The 16641-nt window shown below is 45.2% G+C and carries 19 protein-coding genes and 4 tRNA genes; 4 read left to right on the top strand and 19 right to left on the bottom strand.

The genetic code is table 11. The annotated features are described in order from the left end of the window. Positions 1 to 45: 45 nt before the first annotated feature. From AO382_RS03930 to AO382_RS03920, 3 genes are all read right to left on the bottom strand, one after another. Positions 46 to 408 carry an AzlD domain-containing protein gene (locus AO382_RS03930; RefSeq protein WP_064618369.1) on the bottom strand — a complete coding sequence of 121 codons (363 nt, stop codon included), beginning with the start codon at positions 406 to 408 and terminating at the stop codon, positions 46 to 48. A gap of 8 nt (positions 409 to 416) precedes the next feature. Then, positions 417 to 1106 carry an AzlC family ABC transporter permease gene (locus AO382_RS03925; protein WP_064618367.1) on the bottom strand — a complete coding sequence of 230 codons (690 nt, stop codon included), beginning with the start codon at positions 1104 to 1106 and terminating at the stop codon, positions 417 to 419. 93 nt (positions 1107 to 1199) lie between these two features. After that, positions 1200 to 1493, bottom strand: a complete 294-nt coding sequence (locus AO382_RS03920; protein WP_064618365.1) for an ArsR/SmtB family transcription factor — start codon at positions 1491 to 1493, stop codon at positions 1200 to 1202. A 127-nt stretch (positions 1494 to 1620) separates the two neighbouring features. On the opposite strand from AO382_RS03920, the gene AO382_RS03915 reads away from it, so the two are divergent. Continuing rightward, entirely contained in the window at positions 1621 to 2034 is a 414-nt protein-coding gene (locus tag AO382_RS03915; protein ID WP_064618363.1) for a YeeE/YedE family protein, read from the top strand. A gap of 13 nt (positions 2035 to 2047) precedes the next feature. Beyond that, a complete protein-coding gene (locus AO382_RS03910; protein ID WP_064618475.1) occupies positions 2048 to 2473 on the top strand; it encodes a YeeE/YedE family protein in 426 nt (141 codons plus the stop codon). 92 nt (positions 2474 to 2565) lie between these two features. Here AO382_RS03910 and AO382_RS03905 read toward each other — a convergent pair whose 3' ends face one another. The 12 genes from AO382_RS03905 to AO382_RS03855 form a co-directional block, all read right to left on the bottom strand. Beyond that, entirely contained in the window at positions 2566 to 3264 is a 699-nt protein-coding gene (locus AO382_RS03905; protein ID WP_064618361.1) for a VIT family protein, read from the bottom strand. A gap of 144 nt (positions 3265 to 3408) precedes the next feature. Continuing rightward, a complete protein-coding gene (argS, locus tag AO382_RS03900) occupies positions 3409 to 5136 on the bottom strand; it encodes an arginine--tRNA ligase (RefSeq protein ID WP_064618359.1) in 1728 nt (575 codons plus the stop codon). A 200-nt stretch (positions 5137 to 5336) separates the two neighbouring features. Beyond that, positions 5337 to 5427: transfer RNA gene (locus AO382_RS03895), tRNA-Ser, on the bottom strand. 24 nt (positions 5428 to 5451) lie between these two features. After that, positions 5452 to 5542 (bottom strand) — tRNA-Ser (locus AO382_RS03890). Between the two features lie 155 nt (positions 5543 to 5697). Beyond that, positions 5698 to 6459 (bottom strand): YdcF family protein, encoded by a 762-nt coding sequence (locus tag AO382_RS03885; RefSeq protein WP_064618473.1) that lies wholly within the window; start codon positions 6457 to 6459, stop codon positions 5698 to 5700. After that, complete coding sequence (gene murB / locus AO382_RS03880) at positions 6443 to 7519, bottom strand: UDP-N-acetylmuramate dehydrogenase (RefSeq protein WP_064618357.1); 1077 nt, start codon at positions 7517 to 7519, stop codon at positions 6443 to 6445. The genes AO382_RS03885 and murB overlap by 17 nt, the downstream gene beginning before the upstream one ends. Positions 7520 to 7568: 49 nt before the next feature. Beyond that, positions 7569 to 8045, bottom strand: a complete 477-nt coding sequence (locus AO382_RS03875; protein ID WP_064618356.1) for a low molecular weight protein-tyrosine-phosphatase — start codon at positions 8043 to 8045, stop codon at positions 7569 to 7571. A 5-nt stretch (positions 8046 to 8050) separates the two neighbouring features. Further along, positions 8051 to 8452 carry an RNA-binding S4 domain-containing protein gene (locus AO382_RS03870; protein WP_049235878.1) on the bottom strand — a complete coding sequence of 134 codons (402 nt, stop codon included), beginning with the start codon at positions 8450 to 8452 and terminating at the stop codon, positions 8051 to 8053. A 15-nt stretch (positions 8453 to 8467) separates the two neighbouring features. Continuing rightward, positions 8468 to 8641, bottom strand: a complete 174-nt coding sequence (locus AO382_RS10660; protein ID WP_154806256.1) for a hypothetical protein — start codon at positions 8639 to 8641, stop codon at positions 8468 to 8470. Positions 8642 to 8697: 56 nt separating this feature from the next. Then, the gene (locus AO382_RS03865; RefSeq protein ID WP_220271522.1) at positions 8698 to 9129 is read right to left on the bottom strand and encodes an ASCH domain-containing protein; all 432 of its coding nucleotides are present in this window, start codon (positions 9127 to 9129) and stop codon (positions 8698 to 8700) included. Beyond that, the gene (gene ilvA / locus AO382_RS03860) at positions 9081 to 10625 is read right to left on the bottom strand and encodes a threonine ammonia-lyase, biosynthetic (RefSeq protein ID WP_064611122.1); all 1545 of its coding nucleotides are present in this window, start codon (positions 10623 to 10625) and stop codon (positions 9081 to 9083) included. The genes AO382_RS03865 and ilvA overlap by 49 nt, the downstream gene beginning before the upstream one ends. A 112-nt stretch (positions 10626 to 10737) precedes the next feature. Continuing rightward, positions 10738 to 11487 carry a YebC/PmpR family DNA-binding transcriptional regulator gene (locus AO382_RS03855; RefSeq protein WP_064618351.1) on the bottom strand — a complete coding sequence of 250 codons (750 nt, stop codon included), beginning with the start codon at positions 11485 to 11487 and terminating at the stop codon, positions 10738 to 10740. 280 nt (positions 11488 to 11767) lie between these two features. Here AO382_RS03855 and AO382_RS03850 point away from each other — a divergent pair, with 280 nt between their 5' ends. Then, positions 11768 to 12427: a 2OG-Fe dioxygenase family protein gene (locus tag AO382_RS03850; protein ID WP_064611118.1), complete on the top strand. Its 660-nt coding sequence runs from the start codon at positions 11768 to 11770 to the stop codon at positions 12425 to 12427. 58 nt (positions 12428 to 12485) lie between these two features. Further along, the gene (locus AO382_RS03845) at positions 12486 to 13733 is read left to right on the top strand and encodes an aminotransferase class V-fold PLP-dependent enzyme (RefSeq protein WP_064618349.1); all 1248 of its coding nucleotides are present in this window, start codon (positions 12486 to 12488) and stop codon (positions 13731 to 13733) included. Between the two features lie 136 nt (positions 13734 to 13869). Here AO382_RS03845 and rimO read toward each other — a convergent pair whose 3' ends face one another. The 4 genes from rimO to AO382_RS03825 all read right to left on the bottom strand — a co-directional run bounded on the left by rimO (position 13870) and on the right by AO382_RS03825 (position 16491). Then, positions 13870 to 15252 carry a 30S ribosomal protein S12 methylthiotransferase RimO gene (gene rimO / locus AO382_RS03840; RefSeq protein WP_064618471.1) on the bottom strand — a complete coding sequence of 461 codons (1383 nt, stop codon included), beginning with the start codon at positions 15250 to 15252 and terminating at the stop codon, positions 13870 to 13872. A gap of 352 nt (positions 15253 to 15604) precedes the next feature. Beyond that, a tRNA-Asp gene (locus AO382_RS03835) sits at positions 15605 to 15681 on the bottom strand. A 4-nt stretch (positions 15682 to 15685) separates the two neighbouring features. Then, positions 15686 to 15761 (bottom strand) — tRNA-Val (locus AO382_RS03830). A 247-nt stretch (positions 15762 to 16008) separates the two neighbouring features. Continuing rightward, complete coding sequence (locus AO382_RS03825) at positions 16009 to 16491, bottom strand: glutathione peroxidase (protein ID WP_064610901.1); 483 nt, start codon at positions 16489 to 16491, stop codon at positions 16009 to 16011. Between the last annotated feature and the right edge of the window lie 150 nt (positions 16492 to 16641).

The raw sequence follows: 16641 nt of genomic DNA, 5'->3' as shown, positions 1-16641 counted from the left end.
TGGCTAATATTTGTTTAACTTGTATTTGTTAAATCGTGGCTTTTATCATAAAAATAGCCACTTTTCGATGCCCACACCCACCAAAAATCCCGCCATACCGATGATAACGCTCATACCAGTATTGATGCCTTTGATGGTGGCGATTACGGTCATCACGATACCCAAGATGCTGGCAATGAGCGGGCTATTATTCGCAGACTCTGTAAAAAATGGCATGGCAAGCACCACAGTCATCCCAATGATAATCGCGCCGCCCAAGGGGGCAAAAGGCGAGTTCTCAGCCGTAAAAAAGCGAATGATGGCGGAATCATCAGGCAGTAAAAATGGTAAAGATCGTGAAAGGGCGGTCAAGATCGCCATACAGACAACCGCTATCAGCAGCGTATAAAACCCAGATTCATTGAGCATAGTTTGACTTAATAATTCAATAATTTAACTAATAAAAAATGCGCTAGAACGCCACCAAATCCTGCCACAAGCAGTGCAATTTCGCTATGATCAGCAGACACACACAGCGCTGCAATGACTGCTGCAATGATCAAAGCAGGGCGAAATCTAGGTTCGCTGACATAGGCGTGTGTGGATAATGAAACAAATAACGCCACAAAAGCAAAATTCATCGTGGCACTCATCACCGGATAGTCTGCCAATAATTTGCCGCCAAAAACACCTAGGATGGTACCGCCCCACCAAGACACCCACGATACGACAGCCAGTCCAATCAGCCAAGGCTTTTGATTGTCAATACCTTTTAATTTTGCCATGGCGGTGGCAAAGACTTCGTCTGTGATCAGCGGGGCAATCCAAATCATGTCATCACTTGATCTGAGATGACGCTTCATCAAGGGTGCGTACAGCAGGTGACGACTGTCAAGTAAAGCACATAAGCCTACCACGGCAAGCACGCTTGCGCCGCTCATGATCGAGGCGAATAATAAAAACTGACTGGCGCCGGCATAGATGAATACGCTCATCGCAATGATGATCCAAGTTGGGAAGCCGGCAGCCGTTGTCGCCATACCAAAAGCAATCGCCACCGGAATATAGCCTAAAGCAACAGGTAGTCCCGATTGGCAACCCTTGATAAAAGCTTGGGAGTTATTCATAACTAAGACAATTCAAAATAATTAAACAATCAACCAAATCAATCAGATAAGATGATCAATTTATAACGCTATCGTTGATTTTATTTGATGGTATTAAAGCTGACAATACAGCTCATGCAAAGAACCGATAAGGCGCATGACTTTATCATCTGCAAGCTGATAATAGACAAATTTGCCTTGTTTTTTGGTACTAAGTAGCCCGCTTTGACGCAAAATGCCCAGTTGCTGTGATAAGGTGGGCTGCAAGATATTGGTCAGCGCCGCGATTTCACCGACATTCAAAGCCTGCCTTTCAAGCGCGCAAACGATCTTTAATCTATCGGGGTTGGCAAGCAGCTTTAGTACAGATACAGCCTTAGGCAGCTGTGTAAAATTTATGTCGCTCAAAGCAGTCTCTCTTTCATATTTTTTCCATAAAAAATCTTGCCCATCCTAGCATAATCAGCAAAAAATTTCTATTAATATATAAAAATATATATTATAATAATATAAATTATAAAACAGTGAGAATCAAATGAATGATTATGTATCGGCGCTGATAGGCGGTGTGTTGATCGGCATTGCCACCGTCGGTTATCTTTATAGCACAGGTAGAATCGTGGGCATTAGTGGCATGATGGCGACTTTACCTAAAACCAAAGCCTCTGCTGCTTTGTTCTTCTTGATCGGTATTGCTTTGGCTGCCGCCTTGATGTCTCGAGCGTTTGGTTTGGTGGATCTGGGTGAGATTAGGCTGACTGCACCTGCTTGGCTGCTGGGCGTTGCAGGTATATTCGTTGGAGTTGGTACACGATTAGGCTCAGGCTGTACGAGCGGGCATGGTATCTGTGGCATGGCTCGGATGTCGCGCCGCTCTATGGCTGCGACTGCGACTTTCTTGCTGACGGGAATTTTAACGGTTGCTATGATGCGATATTTCCGAGGCTGATATGACGACTAAAATAAAAAATATCTGTGCACTGATTTTTGGGATGGTATTTGGGGCAGGGCTATTGTTGTCAGGTATGGCAAATCCAGCCAAAGTGATTGGATTTTTGGATATTTTTGGTGAGTGGAATCCAAGCTTGGCATTAGTCATACTGGGGGCGATTGGTGTTGCCATCATTCCTTTTCAGCTTGCCGTGCATCATTCACGGACATATCATGATGCCAAGTTTGATTTACCCACCGCCGCGCACATTGATAAAGCGCTCATCGTTGGCGCTGCCATATTCGGTGTCGGTTGGGGCTTGGTGGGTATTTGTCCTGCGCCTGTTTTATCACTAATAGGCTTGGGTAAGTTTCAGGTGCTGTATTTTATGATTCCTGTGGTTTTGGCGATGCTTGGCTTTGATTGGTTTAAGGATGCTAAGCGCAGTAGATTTTAAATCAATCATGATTTTGCCAACGCAGATACATTAAGCATAAACATCATGACTGATGTTGATCAATGTTAGCTCATGCCAAATTTATAGGCTCATCAAGCCATAGTCACATCAAAAAGCTGACCGATAAGCTGAGTGGCTGCCAAGGCTATCACGCCCCAGATGATAATGCGAATGGCAGCAGGTAAGGGCTTGGCACCGCCGAGGCGTGCTGATAAATATCCCAGTGCTGCCAGTCCAATCAGCGTCGTCGCCCATAAGGCACCGATCAGCACCTCATGCGAGGCAAGATACACGCACAAGACAGGTAATACCGCCCCAGCGATAAAAGATAAGCCAGATGCGATGGCTGCTTGGAGCGGATTGGCTGCGGTATCATCATTGAGCCTAATTTCATCACGAGCGTGCGCCTCAAGTGCGTTATGCTCCGTCAAGGCGATCGCAACTTCCTTAGCAAGCTTGGCATCAAGACCGCGCCGCTTATAAATCTCGGTGAGCTCCATAAGCTCTCTTTCGGGATTATGGGTGAGCTCATGCTGCTCTTTGAGTAGGTCTGCTTGCTCGGTATCCGACTGTGAGGAAACCGATACATATTCACCCGCCGCCATACTGATGGCACCAGCGATGAGCGATGCCATGCCAGCCATAATCAAAGTTTGGCTTTGTGTTCCTGCTGCTGCCACGCCCATCAATAAGCTTGCAGTGCTGATCAAGCCGTCATTGGCGCCAAGTACAGTTGCGCGCAGCCAATTGTTGCGATTACTAAAATGCGGCTCATGATGTACGCTATACATATCACACCTTGGATGTTAACCGATTGATCAAGATTGTAGCACAAAATATCGCCAAAACAGTAAAGGCAGCAAGCAATCATGAGCGCTATAGGGGTTCATTCTAAAGATCATCCCCTGAAGATATCAGGGGATGAAAAAAGTGATTTACATTTTTTCTACGGTCTTAATGCCGAGCAAATCAAGACCTTGTTTTAAGGTTTTGGCGGTCAGTGCTGCAAGCAGTAGGCGAGAGGTCTTGGTCTTATCATCAGAGCTTAGGATTGGGCAGGCTTCATAAAAACTTGAGAAAATGCCCGCCAATTCAAATAGGTATTGACACAATAGATGTGGCATACCATCTTTGGCAACCAATAATAGCACCTCTTCAAATTGAAGTAATTTGACCGCCAAGGCTCGCTCTTTATCTTCATGAATCACAATCTCACCGCCAATATCTGCCATATCAAGCCCTGCACGCGCAAAAATCGAGCGAATGCGTGTATAGGCATATTGCATATAGGGTGCAGTATTGCCCTCAAATGACAGCATATTATCCCAATCAAATACATAATCGGTGTTGCGATTTTTAGACAGGTCGGAATATTTAACCGCACCAATGGCAACCGCCTCAACGACAGCGTGCTTTTCTTCAGCACTAAGATCGGGATTTTTTTGCTCGATTAGGGTGGTTGCACGCTCGATTGCTTCATCAAGCAAATCGGCAAGCTTAACCGTGCCACCTGTGCGTGTTTTAAAAGGTTTGCCATCCTTGCCAAGCATCATACCAAAGGTAAAATGCTCCATGATAAATTCATCAGGTACAAATCCTGCCTTGCGTGTGATGAGCCATGCCTGCTGTGCATGTAGGGTTTGGCGTGCATCGGTAAACAAAATGACACGGTCGGCATGAAGTGTGTGATAGCGGTAAGCTGCTGCGGCGATGTCGGTGGTTGTGTAAAGATAGCCACCATCCTTTTTTTGGATGATGACGCCCATTGGGTCGCCTGCTTTATTTTTAAATTCATCCAAAAAGACCACCGCAGCACCATCATCTTCGACCGCTAAGCCTTTGTCTTTGAGTGTTTGAACGATTTTGGGCAGCATCGGATTATATAGGCTCTCACCCATGGTATCATCACGCGTTAAGGTAACATTTAGGCGGTCATAAGTGTGCTGACATTGTGCCATGGTGATGTCTACAAGCTTTCGCCACATTGTTAAGCAATACTCATCACCACTTTGGAGTTTGACCACATAATTACGAGACTTTTCGGCAAACGCTTCATCGCTGTCATAGGCGTGTTTTGCTGCACGATAAAAGGCTTCTAAATCAGATAAATCCAAATCCTTGACATCATCATTTTGTATCTTTTCAAGATAAGCGATGAGCATGCCAAACTGCGTACCCCAATCACCCACATGGTTAGCACGGATAACGGTATTACCTAAAAATTCAAGCGTGCGTACGACGCTATCACCGATGATGGTTGAACGCAGATGACCGACATGCATTTCTTTGGCGACATTTGGGGAGGAGTAGTCAACCACCACGGTATCATTTTGGGTAGCGGTTACGCCCAAAGTGCTACTGATATTGGCTTGATTGGCATGTTTAGATATCCACTCATTTTTTAAGAAAATATTAATAAACCCAGGGCCTGCAATCTCAAGTTTTTCGGCGATATCGTCAATGCTTAAATGATCAAGCACCGTTTGGGCAAACTCTCGTGGATTCATACCCAGTTTTTTGGCGGCACCCATGATGCCATTGGCTTGATAATCCCCAAATTGTGCTTTATTGGATTGACGCACCAAAGCCTCAACCTCGCTGCCTGCACCAGCTGCGATCATTGCCTCTTTAATTTTATCGTTTAAAATTGCTTGAATATTCATCGATTGCCTATGGATAAATTATAAAAATAAAAAAATTCTGATTAAATAAGCCCATGATTTTAGCAAATTTTCCATAAAAAATCTTGATTAATTGGCAAATGATGCCAAACAAGCTTTTGTATATTTAATTAAGTTAAATAAGCTAAAATACGCAAAATCAAAAAAACCGCCTAATCTATAAGATAGGCGGTTTTTAATAATGGCGGAAGCTGAGAGATTCGAACTCTCGGTGGGCTATGAACCCACGCCGGTTTTCAAGACCGGTGCATTCAACCGCTCTGCCAAGCTTCCATAAGCGGTATATTAATAAAAAAATGGCGGAAGCTGAGAGATTCGAACTCTCGGTGGGCTATGAACCCACGCCGGTTTTCAAGACCGGTGCATTCAACCGCTCTGCCAAGCTTCCAATGCGTCGTATTATAGACGAATTTTTTACAAATGCAAGGATTTTTTATAAAAATTGGCACAATTTTGTCATATTTGAGCGCCGATTGCGAATTGTAGGCTGTCATCATGCTAAGATTTTTATGACAAATCAATCCAAGCAGCTATAAAAAACGGCTATAAAAATAATTTCGGCTGACGGCGAGGGGTGCTGATCTCTTCGATGCTGATCTCATCTGTGGTACGACAATTGGTTTGGGGAATGGCAATGTCTCGTGCCAGCGCTGCCAGTTCATAGATGGTGCGGCGCGTATGGATCAAATTGTCTTTAGGATTTTGCCAACTGGTACTGATGGCAAGAGGTGCAGGCGCAGGTATGGTAGCGATGCCCGCTTTGGCAAATTGGCGACGCGCTCGAGCCATATGGTAGCGATCTGTCACCAAATACACCGTCGTTGGTAGCTCATGATAGCTGAGTAATTTGGCAGTAAAAACGGCATTTTCGCAAGTATTCATACTGGCGTTTTCATTAATGATCACTGCCTTAGCCTTGCCGATGTGCTCAATCAAATAGTCGCGCAGCCATGGTGACTCAGCCCCACTGGTAATAATGCTCAAAGGATGCGTCTCATGTAGGAGAATGGTGGCATCTGCACGGCTTTGGGTGAAGTGGTTTAAGCTGATTGCGCCAGTTGGATTTTTGGTCAATCCTCCACCGAGCACGACGATACTTTTGGCATCATCTTGAACGGCAGGTAGGGTGAGGGCAGAATACAGATTGAGCAGACCGCCGCCAATATTAGCAAAAATAGGCGTCAAAGCGCTTGCTGCACCGATGATAATCACAGCGCTGCCCAGTACGACGACTTTTAAGACTTTTGATGCCATACGCCGTAGGGCGGAAGCTGGCTTTTTTGGTCTGTTAGTTGTAGCTGCCATCAGCATTGATCCAGACAGGTTCACGCACTAAGGTGATGCCAAATTTTTGATAAACTGCGGCGATAATGACATCGGCTGCAGCTTTGATGTCTTCTTGGGTGGCGCTAAGCGGTGCATGATTGGTCAAAACAAGCGCTTGTTTGGCGTGGGTCAATATTGGCGGGACGCCTTGACCTTTGAGCCCGGCTTGGTCAATTAGCCATCCTGCAGGCACTTTAACCGAAGCATTTGTGACAGGATAACATGGTAAAGTTGGATAATCCACGCACAGTTTTTGATAATGCTCTGTTGAGATGATCGGGTTTTGAAAAAAAGAGCCACAGTTGGCCAAAACTTTTGGGTCGGGTAGTTTGCTTTGGCGGATGGCGATGACTGCATGATACACATCTGTGGTGGTGATGGCAGTCCGGCCTTCATTGTTTGCCAGCTGTTTTGCATATGTGTGCAAATCGCCATAGCTACTTAGAATGCGTGTTGGGTTTTTATGTAATCGCAGTGTCACCGCACAAATTAAGTAGCGATTTGGTTCATCTTTAAAAATGCTGTGACGATAGCTAAAAGCGCAGTCTTGCTTCGGCAGTTGTTTAAACTGCTTGCTTGCCCATTCATAAACTTGTACGCTAACCAACACATCTTCAAGTTGTACACCATAAGCACCGATATTTTGCACAGGTGCAGCACCGACAAGCCCTGGAATTAGGGCAAGATTTTCAAGCCCATACCAGCCTTTATGCACGCAATCGGTCACCAAATCATGAAAATTTTCACCTGCTTGCACCTGTAAGATGATTTCTTTGTCATCTTCAAACAGTACACGCCTGCCCATCATGCGAGGCAAAACCACGGTAGCATGAAGCCTGCTTGGCAACAAAACATTACTGCCACCTGATAGCACAAACCAAGTATGATCCAGCTTAAGTGTTGGCAACGCGGCTTTATCGTGAATCACCACCGCTGAATCTGCAACCGAAGACAGCGCCATGGTATTCATCGAAGACAGATCGTAATTTTGGTAAGTATCAAGCATGTCATGTGTCAAATGGTGGGAAATGGATTGCATTATAGCGGTAGCAGGCTTGGCAAGTCAATCAGTCGCAGGCGAAGCGTGATCAATCAAGCTGCCATTTAGCGATATGCTGATCGGCAATGTGCTGAAGATGGTCGTACATTTGCTTAAAGTCTTGCTCATCGCCATAATAAGGGTCGGCGACCGACTGACCGTTAAGATCAAATAAATCAAGCTGTGCCACCGCTCGATCGTCAGCATGCATGATGGCAGTTTTTTGAAGGGTTTGTAAGTCTGATAAATTGGTCTCATCCATCGCAAAAATGAGCTCAAATTCATAAAAATCTTCCAAAGAAACTTGGCGTGCACGCAGCTTACCCAAATCAAAACCAAGCGACTGACCAATGGCAATGGCGCGTGGATCGGGGGGATTGCCGATGTGATAGCCCGCCGTGCCTGCTGAATCCAAATAAACATCAGGCAAAAACTTGGTCAGTTTGGCACGCATCACAGCTTCAGCGGATGGGCTTCGACAGATATTACCCAAACAAACAAATAGAATCGATCGTGGTGTGGTCATAATCATTACCAATGGTGTTTGAATTTATTTAATTCTCGGCGCTGCTTTTTATCAGGTCGGCTGTCTGGACGCGCCAAATTCATTAGCTTTCGTTGTTCAGCCATAAAAGCACGCTGAGTTTTACTTTCGTCAGTTTCTTCATATAGCGTCGCTGCAAGGGTGGCATTACCCCGATTTTCGGACAATGCCTTGACGATGATTGTTTTTTCTTCAAGGCGTGTGGCATGTCCTTGGCGAACGGTGAGCGTATCGCCGACTTGCAGCTCTTTGCTGACTTTGATTTTGGCACCGTTCATATGCACTTTGCCAGATTCGATGGCTTCTTTGGCAAGGCTTCTGGTGCGAAAAAATCGTGCCGCCCATAGCCATTTATCGGCTCGTACTCGAGTTAAAGCGTGTTCTGTCATGGGTGTATTACCAATTTATAGCGATATTTTAAGCTTGTCATTGCCATAGACTTTTTTGAAGTTTTCTACATCCAGCTTTTGGGCAAAGCTTGTTTGTGCAGCCTTTGCCTTGATGGGTGGGATTGATGGACAGTGAGCGTCTGAGTTTAGATCGTTAATGCTGCAGCTGTCATACCGCCAACTTGTCATGTTTGCTCTATATAAGCTTCACTGACAGCTTACAATGATGAGCTTGGTGACCCAAGTTATAAAATCTCAACCACAGTAAATTCTTCAAAAATTAGCCACATTGTATCATCAAAGATATCAAATCGCTCAAAAAATCGTTGATGCTCTGCTCGCCAATACGCCAAGGATAAATCACCTTCACCTTCTTTTTTAGCAAGAGCTTCATCCACTTCGTTAAAGCGAATGATAAACTGCGCAGTATTTTGGATAATGCAAACAGGTATATTTTGCCCATCGGTGATGACTTGTAGGCTGCCCACAGGCGGTAGTGGCTCTGCTAAGTGCCAATCTAAAGCCGTACAAGTAGCGGTTTTTTTGCCATCTAACACAAGCTTTAATAGCGCATCCGCCATCTGAGGAGTGTTGCCAAATGACCAATGGGGTAGGATAGTAATGTCCATCACTTCAAAAACAGCCGATAGCCCACATTGTCGGTCAGGCTTTGGCACTCGTAGCCGATGTCGGTGAGCGCATCCAAAATTTGACGACTGCTACCCTTAGAGGCTTGTAAACCCACCAAAATTCGACCTTCGGCAGCGCCATGATTGCGATAGTGGAATAAAGTGATGTTAAAATCTTGTCCTAATTTTTCCAAAAAGTTTAACAGCGCACCCGGACGCTCAGGGAAAACCACGCGAAACAGCTGCTCGTCTTCGATGCGCGCATGACCACCGATGAGATAGCGAATGTGGGTTTTGGCAGCTTCATCATCAGTCAAGTCGTGAGCATCGTAACCAGCATCGTTTAATAAGCCCATGATGGTGGCGCGCTCTTTTTGACCCTCTTTGAGCCCCACGCCCACAAACACATGCGCCGCAGCTTCTGGGTGAGCAGCATCGACACGATAATTAAACTCGGTGATGTTACGCCCTTGGAGCGTGCGACAAAAATCCAAAAATGCCCCAGTGCGCTCAGGCACAGCCACCGCAAAAATCGCTTCTTTTTGTTCACCAATTTCGGTGCGCTCAGCGATGTAGCGCAAGCGATCAAAGTTCATATTTGCACCCGAGATGATGGCGACGCAGTTTTTGTCAGTGATGCCGTTGGTTTGGATGAATTTTTTCATGCCTGCCACAGACAGTGCGCCCGCCGTCTCAACGATGGAGCGATTTTCTTCAAAAATATCTTTGATGGCGGCACAGATTTCATCGTTAGTACAAGTCACCACTTCAGGCTCAATCACAGTGCCTGAGCCATCAGATTTTGATAATTTGGCAATTTGATAAGGCAGCTCGCCAATTTGGGCGACCGCCACACCATCAGCAAATAACGATACTTGTGGCAAGCGTACACGCTCATCAGATGCCAAAGCAGCTTTTAGGCAAGCAGCGCCTTTGGGTTCGACCGCCACCACCTTAATGTGCGGCGCCACTTCCCCCAAAAACGCCGCCACGCCAGCGACCAGCCCGCCGCCACCGCACGCCACAAACACATAATCTATCTCGCGCCACTGCTGTGTCAGCTCAAGCCCAATAGTTCCTTGTCCTGCAATCACCAGTTCATCATCATAAGGCGCGATATAAGTCATGCCGTCAGTTTCGGCTTTGTGCATCGCAAAGCGGTTGGCTTCATCAAAACTGTCGCCATGCAAATGCACCGTACCGCCAAAGGATTTGACTGCCTGAACTTTGATGTCGGGCGTCGTGGTTGGCATGATAATTAAATTATTAATACCCAAACGGTTGGCAGAATATGCCACACCTTGGGCATGGTTACCTGCCGATGCACAAATGATGCCTTTTTGTTTTTGGGCGTCGGATAATTGGCTGATTTTATTATAAGCACCTCGTAATTTAAAACTAAAAACAGGCTGTAAATCTTCTCGTTTTAGACGAATGTGGTTATCAAATTTTTTGGAAAGTTTGGCGGCAGGTTCAAGGGGGGTATGAATGGCAACATCATAAACGGTGGCTTGTAAGATGGCACGAACATAAGGGGTGAGCATACAATTTCCTTGTTATTCTACAAATTTAATACAGTTAAGCTTAGACTTGTGGTGAATCACTCATGGTTTTGGTAATAAAAAACAAGATTGGCTAAGCCAATCTTGTCGATCATCAAGCATTAAGCTGTGCCATGACATCATCACTAAAATTAACATTGGTATAGACTTCTTGAACATCGTCCAAATCTTCTAGCATATCGATCATTTTAAGTACTTTTTGGGCATCGTCAATGTTATCAATATCGGCTGTGGTAGAAGGCGACATGGTCACTTCCATACTATCAGGGGTGAGTCCAGCAGCTGTCAGCGCATCGACGACCGCACCAAATTCTGCTGGTGATGTGATGACTAATAAGCTTTCGCCATCATTTTCGATATCGTCAGCGCCAGCTTCTAACGCTGCTTCCATCACGCTGTCTTCTAAGCTTAAATCATGAAACACAATTTCGCCGCGCTTACTAAATAAATATGCCACTGAGCCACTCGTGCCAAGATTGCCACCATTTTTACTAAAGGCGTGACGCACCTCGCCGACAGTACGATTGACATTATCAGTCATGGTTTCAACAATGACCGCTACGCCACCAATACCATAACCTTCATAGGTAATCTCTTCCATATTGTCATTATCACCACCCCCAGCACCACGCTCAATCGCACGCTTGATGACATCTTTGGTCATGTTGGCGGCATTGGCTTTTTCTAGTACGGCACGCAGGCGAGGGTTGTTGGCAGGGTCTGGATCACCTGATTTGGCGGCTGAAACGATTTCACGGATAATTTTGGTAAAAATTTTGCCTTTTGCCGCGTCTTGCTTAGCCTTGCGATGTTTGATATTTGCCCATTTACTATGACCTGCCATAATGCACCTTTGCTAAAATAATTAAAAATATAAAGTGAAATGATGTTATCAAAAGGTTTAGATCATTATCCAAATCCCTGACGAATCCAATCACATGATCAAAGAAAGTTAAAAAGATAAATTTTAGCAAATTTTTAAGGCTTTGATAAGTCTAAAAAATCACAAATATTTTAAGGGCGACAATCGCTGAATTGATAACTTATTTTTTGGTTGAAGATAAAATAAAGTTGTGATAATCTTTGCTTGAGCATTCCCACTAGGCAAATCAAGGAAGTTTATCATGCCAACTCAAACCCTGCTGATGCATCTTGGCGCACTGCAGCCTGACTCTGTAATCAGCCTTCGCCCATCTTTTGACGAATTAACACCCAGCCGCTATAAAGATGGCGAATATCGCCTGCGTCGATACTCCAAAATCTGCTTTGATCATGGTAGAGTTTCTGTGCTGCCTGCCGAAGCCTTCGTACAATCAGGTGATATTAATGAATTCCAAGGGGATGTGGTGCGCGTCTACGATAATTTAAGCGATCAAGCGCTTCACAGTCAAGGTATGGCACAGATTTACCAAAGTTTTGTTGATGCGTGTGAGTTGCCAAGTGTGTGCCAAATTGAAATTCATCAAATGCGCATCATCGCCAAACAAGACAGCGCTCCTGCTGAGTCGGCGCCTGAAGGGATTCATCAAGATGGCTTTGACTATGTGGGCGTTTTCACCATTCAAAGATACAATCAATCAGGCGGCGAGCTGATGATTTGGCGCGATAAACAGTCGCCAAAGCCTGTCAGCACCTTAACGCCTAAGGCTGGCGAATATTGCATCGTCAATGATCGTACGCTTTGGCACAGTGCGTCTGCTGTGGCTGTGGGCGATCAAGATCAGGTTGGTTATTGGGATTTGCTTGTGTTGACTGCAAATAATCCAAATCTCTCATCTGATTGATCACTGGTTTATACAGCGTTCTGTTGTCTTATCTTATGTGTTGTCTTAGGGAAAATTTATGCTTCAAGATCGATTGTCTGACATTCGCCGTCAGTTTGCGGCATTCAATTATGCCAACGAAAATGGGGATTTGCCCATCTATTTTGATGGACCTGGCGGCTCTCAGGTGCCTGACTGCGTCACTCAAGCGATGATGGATTACCTTAGGCATGGTAATAGTAATATGGGTAGCCATCATCATGCCGGCGTGCAGACGATGTCGATGAATCAACAAGCAAGAACACAGGCGGCGATTTGGCTGGGTGCCGATGCCGATGAGATCGTGTTTGGACAAAATGCAACCAGTTTGATGTTCATGATATCTCGTGTGGTTGCTGCCACTTGGCAGGTGGGCGATAATGTGGTTGTCAGCAGCTTAGATCATTACTCTCAAGTCTCTGCATGGCAGCTGGCAGCGATGGAGCGTGGTGTTGAAGTTCGGATGATCCCTTTGAACGCCAATCAAGATGATATCGATTATCAGGCGGCTAAGTCCATGATTGATGAGCGCACTCGTTTGGTGGCGGTTGGCTTGGCGTCTAATTTGATTGGTACGATCATTGATATCAAGCAGCTATCAAAAACCGTCCAGTCGGTAGGTGCTTGGCTTAGTATCGATGCTGTACATGCGGCGGTGCACATGCCCATTGATGTCAAAGCACTGGGGGCTGATTTATTATTTGCATCGGCTTATAAAATTGGGGGTCCGCATTTGGGCTTGATGTTTGCGCGCCGTGAGATTTTACAAGCATTAACTCCGTATAAAGTAGCGCCTGCCGCCAATAAGCCGCCCATGTCATACGAACAAGGCACGCAGTCTTTTGAGTCGCAAGCGGGATTTATCGCCATGATGCGTTATTGGGCGAGTCTATCGGGAGCTGATGAACTCACCCCTGACAGCAAAGCAAACAGTTATGACTTGGTGAGCGCCTATGAGAATCAGCAAAGCCAATATATTTTGGATAAATTTGGTCAACGCCCATTTTTGAAGCTGTATGGTAAGCCAAGCGCAGAAGGGCGAACGCCGACTTTTGCGTTCAATATCATCAAAGATGGCAATATTCAAAGTGGTACAGCGCTCAGTCGATTTTTGGGCAAGCAAAACATTGCGCTTGGCTATGGTAATTTTTATGCCCAAGCCCTAGCAGAAGCGCTAAGCCCAACAGGATCAGTGCTTAGAATGGGCTGCCTGCATTATACGACCTTTGATGAGATTGATCGATTGTTTGCGGCGATCGATATGGGTGTGGATCAAGTATATCGATAAAGAGAGCAGGGTAAGACCAGCGATCAAGTCTGGCGTCACTGATTAAGTCTGGCAAGCAAATTATCGACACTGCCAGACTTGATGTCTCATAAGTTTAAATGGGCTGATGCCCGATAGATTTTGGGTGTTTGTACGCTTATGCCGGCCCAAAGCTTGCAAACAAATCATAGTCACTTGCTTCATCAATCACGACTGTCAGCATATCACCTGCCTTGACTGTGGCGTCGATATTGTCCACATAGACATGACCGTCAATTTCGGGCGCATCAGCATAGCTTCGGCAGATGGCGATATTTTCTTCGGTGTCGATCTCATCTACCAAAACGACCAACGTTTTACCGACTTTTTCAGCAAGTTTTTCTGCACTGATCTTTTGCTGAAGTGCCATTAGGCGCTCATAGCGTGCTTGCTTGATCTCTTCGGGTACAGGATTGGGCAGATCATTGGCGACCGCGCCTTCGACTTCTGAATAAGTAAAGCAGCCCACACGATCCAAGCGAGCCTTGGTCAGCCAGTCAAGCAGATATTCAAAATCTTCTTCGGTTTCACCAGGAAAGCCGACCACGAAAGTTGAGCGAATCACGATATCTGGGCAAATGGCGCGCCATGCTTGGATGCGCTCAAGGGTGTTCTCGCTCATGGCAGGGCGTTTCATAGCCTTTAGGACGCTGGGGCTGGCATGCTGAAATGGAATGTCCAAATAAGGCAGTAAGCCTCCCGTGCCACCAGAAGCCGCTATGCTGTCTGCCATGATTTGAACGACTGCATCCACATGTGGGTATGGATACACATAATGCAGGCGTACCCAAATGCCTAATTTTGACATCGCCTCACACATATCATAAAATTTAGACTTAAGCGGCCAGCCTTCCCAAAATACAGTTTTATATTTTAAATCCACGCCATAAGCTGAGGTATCTTGAGAGATGACCAAAAGTTCTTTGACGCCTGATTTTTTAAGTGCAACCGCTTCTTTCATGACGCCATCTATTGGGCGGCTGACCAAGTCGCCACGCAGCGATGGGATAATACAAAAAGTGCAGCGATGATTACACCCTTCAGAAATTTTCACATAGGCATAGTGTTTGGGCGTAAGTTTGATGCCTGCACCATTAATCAAATCAATCTTTGGGTCGTATTCTTTTGATTTGGCGGGTTTTGGTACATGATGATTGACCGCAGAAATGACCTCTTCATAAGCGTGAGCACCTGTAACCGCCAAAACGGCAGGGTGCATGGTACGAATTTTTTCGGCATCTTTACCCAAGCAACCTGTAACAATCACTTTGCCATTTTTATTAATCGCTTCACCAATGGCGTCCAAAGATTCTTGTACCGCTGACTCAATAAATCCGCAGGTATTCACCACGACCAAATCTGCACCATCATAATCATTGGCAACTTGATAACCCTCATAAGTCAGCTCTGTGATGATGCGCTCACTGTCCACCAATGCCTTAGGGCAGCCGAGTGATACAAAACCAATTTTTGGTGTACCATTTGATGTGGATGTTGCCACCGCACCGCTTTGGGCGATACTGCGGTTTTGGTTGTGATTGGCTTTGTGGTGATAAGGTTCGCTGGGCAGTGGTGTGTTTTGGTTGTTGGTTTTTGGGTGAACTGTTTTTGGATGAAATATGATTGGGCTTGACATAGTTGTTTGGCTCGAATGATACTGGCGAATTAAAATAGCTGGTAAAATCATCATAGTTTAGCACAACTGCCTTTATTAGGCATCTGAATTTGGCTTGGTGTCGATAGTATTTGGGTGTGCTGACCATACCGACAAATATTTGCCATCAAAGAAAAAATCCCCAAGCCAGGGGAGACTTGGGGAGAAAGTGAAAAGCTTATAAAAGCTACACTAAAAATGGCGCAGCGGACGGGACTCGAACCCGCGACCCCCGGCGTGACAGGCCGGTATTCTAACCAACTGAACTACCGCTGCAATATGGTGGGTGGTAACGGGATCGAACCGCTGACCCTCTGCTTGTAAGGCAGATGCTCTACCAACTGAGCTAACCACCCTAAAATGTGTTTTTTTCTTTAAACAGTTTACTGTGCTTAAGAAAAAGATTCGATACGGTGTCAAGGTATCAACATTTTAAGTTCTTAAACGACTTAGTGAGTGATGTCTCACTGTGTTCGTTCGTTGTGGTGCGTATTATATAGAATTTCACAGCAGTGTCAAATGCTTTTTGGGTGAAATTACCTGATATTTTGGATAAATTTTATAAGTTATTGATATTTAATGGGTTATTTTTTCATCATTTGGTCATATTTTTAGCGCTTTTTCGATGTCGGCGGTCAAGCTTTCAGGTTTGGTAATGGGTGCATAGCGCTTGATGACTTGACCATCTCGTCCAATGAGAAATTTGGTAAAATTCCATTTGATGGCATCACCAAACACACCGCCTTGCTGAGACTTTAGCCACTGAAATAACGGATGGGCATTGTCACCATTGACTTTGATTTGATCCATCATCAAAAACTGAGCGCCATAATGCCGCTGGCAAAACTCGCCAATCGCCGTACCAGTGTTGGGTTCTTGATTACCAAACTGATTGCAAGCAAAGCCAATAATGACAAGCCCTTGGGCATGATAGCGATCGTGCAGCACCTGTAGACCTGCAAACTGAGGGGTAAATCCGCACTGGCTTGCAGTATTGACAATCAATAAAACCTTGCCCTTAAAACTACTCAAATTCACTTGCTGACCTGTCAGATCAGTTGCGCTAAAGTCATAGACGCTTGTCATCATCTTTCCTTGGTTACACGGTTTGATTTAAAAATCCTAATCTTTAGCTTAACACAAACCGATCTTAGATGGTATCAATGGATGACTTGACAAATTTTGTGAGAAATTTTTTTAAGTGCATGCTTGTCAAAGGATGTGAATTGCGATACA

It is taken from the genome of Moraxella catarrhalis (assembly GCF_001656295.1).
Taxonomy (GTDB): Bacteria; Pseudomonadota; Gammaproteobacteria; order Pseudomonadales; family Moraxellaceae; genus Moraxella; species Moraxella veridica.
Note: the sequence above shows the minus strand (reverse complement) of the source record. Positions and strands in the feature narration are given on the sequence as shown.

Excerpts from the sequence above, each read along its gene's own strand:
- AO382_RS03870 (WP_049235878.1), bottom strand. The coding sequence starts at position 8,452 with ATGACAGAACACGCTTTAACTCGAGTACGAGCCGATAAATGGCTATGG.
- argS (WP_064618359.1), bottom strand. The coding sequence starts at position 5,136 with ATGAATATTCAAGCAATTTTAAACGATAAAATTAAAGAGGCAATGATC.
- AO382_RS03825 (WP_064610901.1), bottom strand. The coding sequence starts at position 16,491 with ATGACAAGCGTCTATGACTTTAGCGCAACTGATCTGACAGGTCAGCAA.
- AO382_RS03905 (WP_064618361.1), bottom strand. The coding sequence starts at position 3,264 with ATGTATAGCGTACATCATGAGCCGCATTTTAGTAATCGCAACAATTGG.
- murB (WP_064618357.1), bottom strand. The coding sequence starts at position 7,519 with ATGCAATCCATTTCCCACCATTTGACACATGACATGCTTGATACTTAC.
- ilvA (WP_064611122.1), bottom strand. The coding sequence starts at position 10,625 with ATGCTCACCCCTTATGTTCGTGCCATCTTACAAGCCACCGTTTATGAT.
- AO382_RS03845 (WP_064618349.1), top strand. The coding sequence starts at position 12,486 with ATGCTTCAAGATCGATTGTCTGACATTCGCCGTCAGTTTGCGGCATTC.
- AO382_RS03925 (WP_064618367.1), bottom strand. The coding sequence starts at position 1,106 with ATGAATAACTCCCAAGCTTTTATCAAGGGTTGCCAATCGGGACTACCT.
- AO382_RS03855 (WP_064618351.1), bottom strand. The coding sequence starts at position 11,487 with ATGGCAGGTCATAGTAAATGGGCAAATATCAAACATCGCAAGGCTAAG.
- AO382_RS03930 (WP_064618369.1), bottom strand. The coding sequence starts at position 408 with ATGCTCAATGAATCTGGGTTTTATACGCTGCTGATAGCGGTTGTCTGT.
- AO382_RS03875 (WP_064618356.1), bottom strand. The coding sequence starts at position 8,045 with ATGACCACACCACGATCGATTCTATTTGTTTGTTTGGGTAATATCTGT.
- AO382_RS03915 (WP_064618363.1), top strand. The coding sequence starts at position 1,621 with ATGAATGATTATGTATCGGCGCTGATAGGCGGTGTGTTGATCGGCATT.
- AO382_RS03850 (WP_064611118.1), top strand. The coding sequence starts at position 11,768 with ATGCCAACTCAAACCCTGCTGATGCATCTTGGCGCACTGCAGCCTGAC.
- AO382_RS03885 (WP_064618473.1), bottom strand. The coding sequence starts at position 6,459 with ATGGCAGCTACAACTAACAGACCAAAAAAGCCAGCTTCCGCCCTACGG.
- AO382_RS10660 (WP_154806256.1), bottom strand. The coding sequence starts at position 8,641 with ATGACAAGTTGGCGGTATGACAGCTGCAGCATTAACGATCTAAACTCA.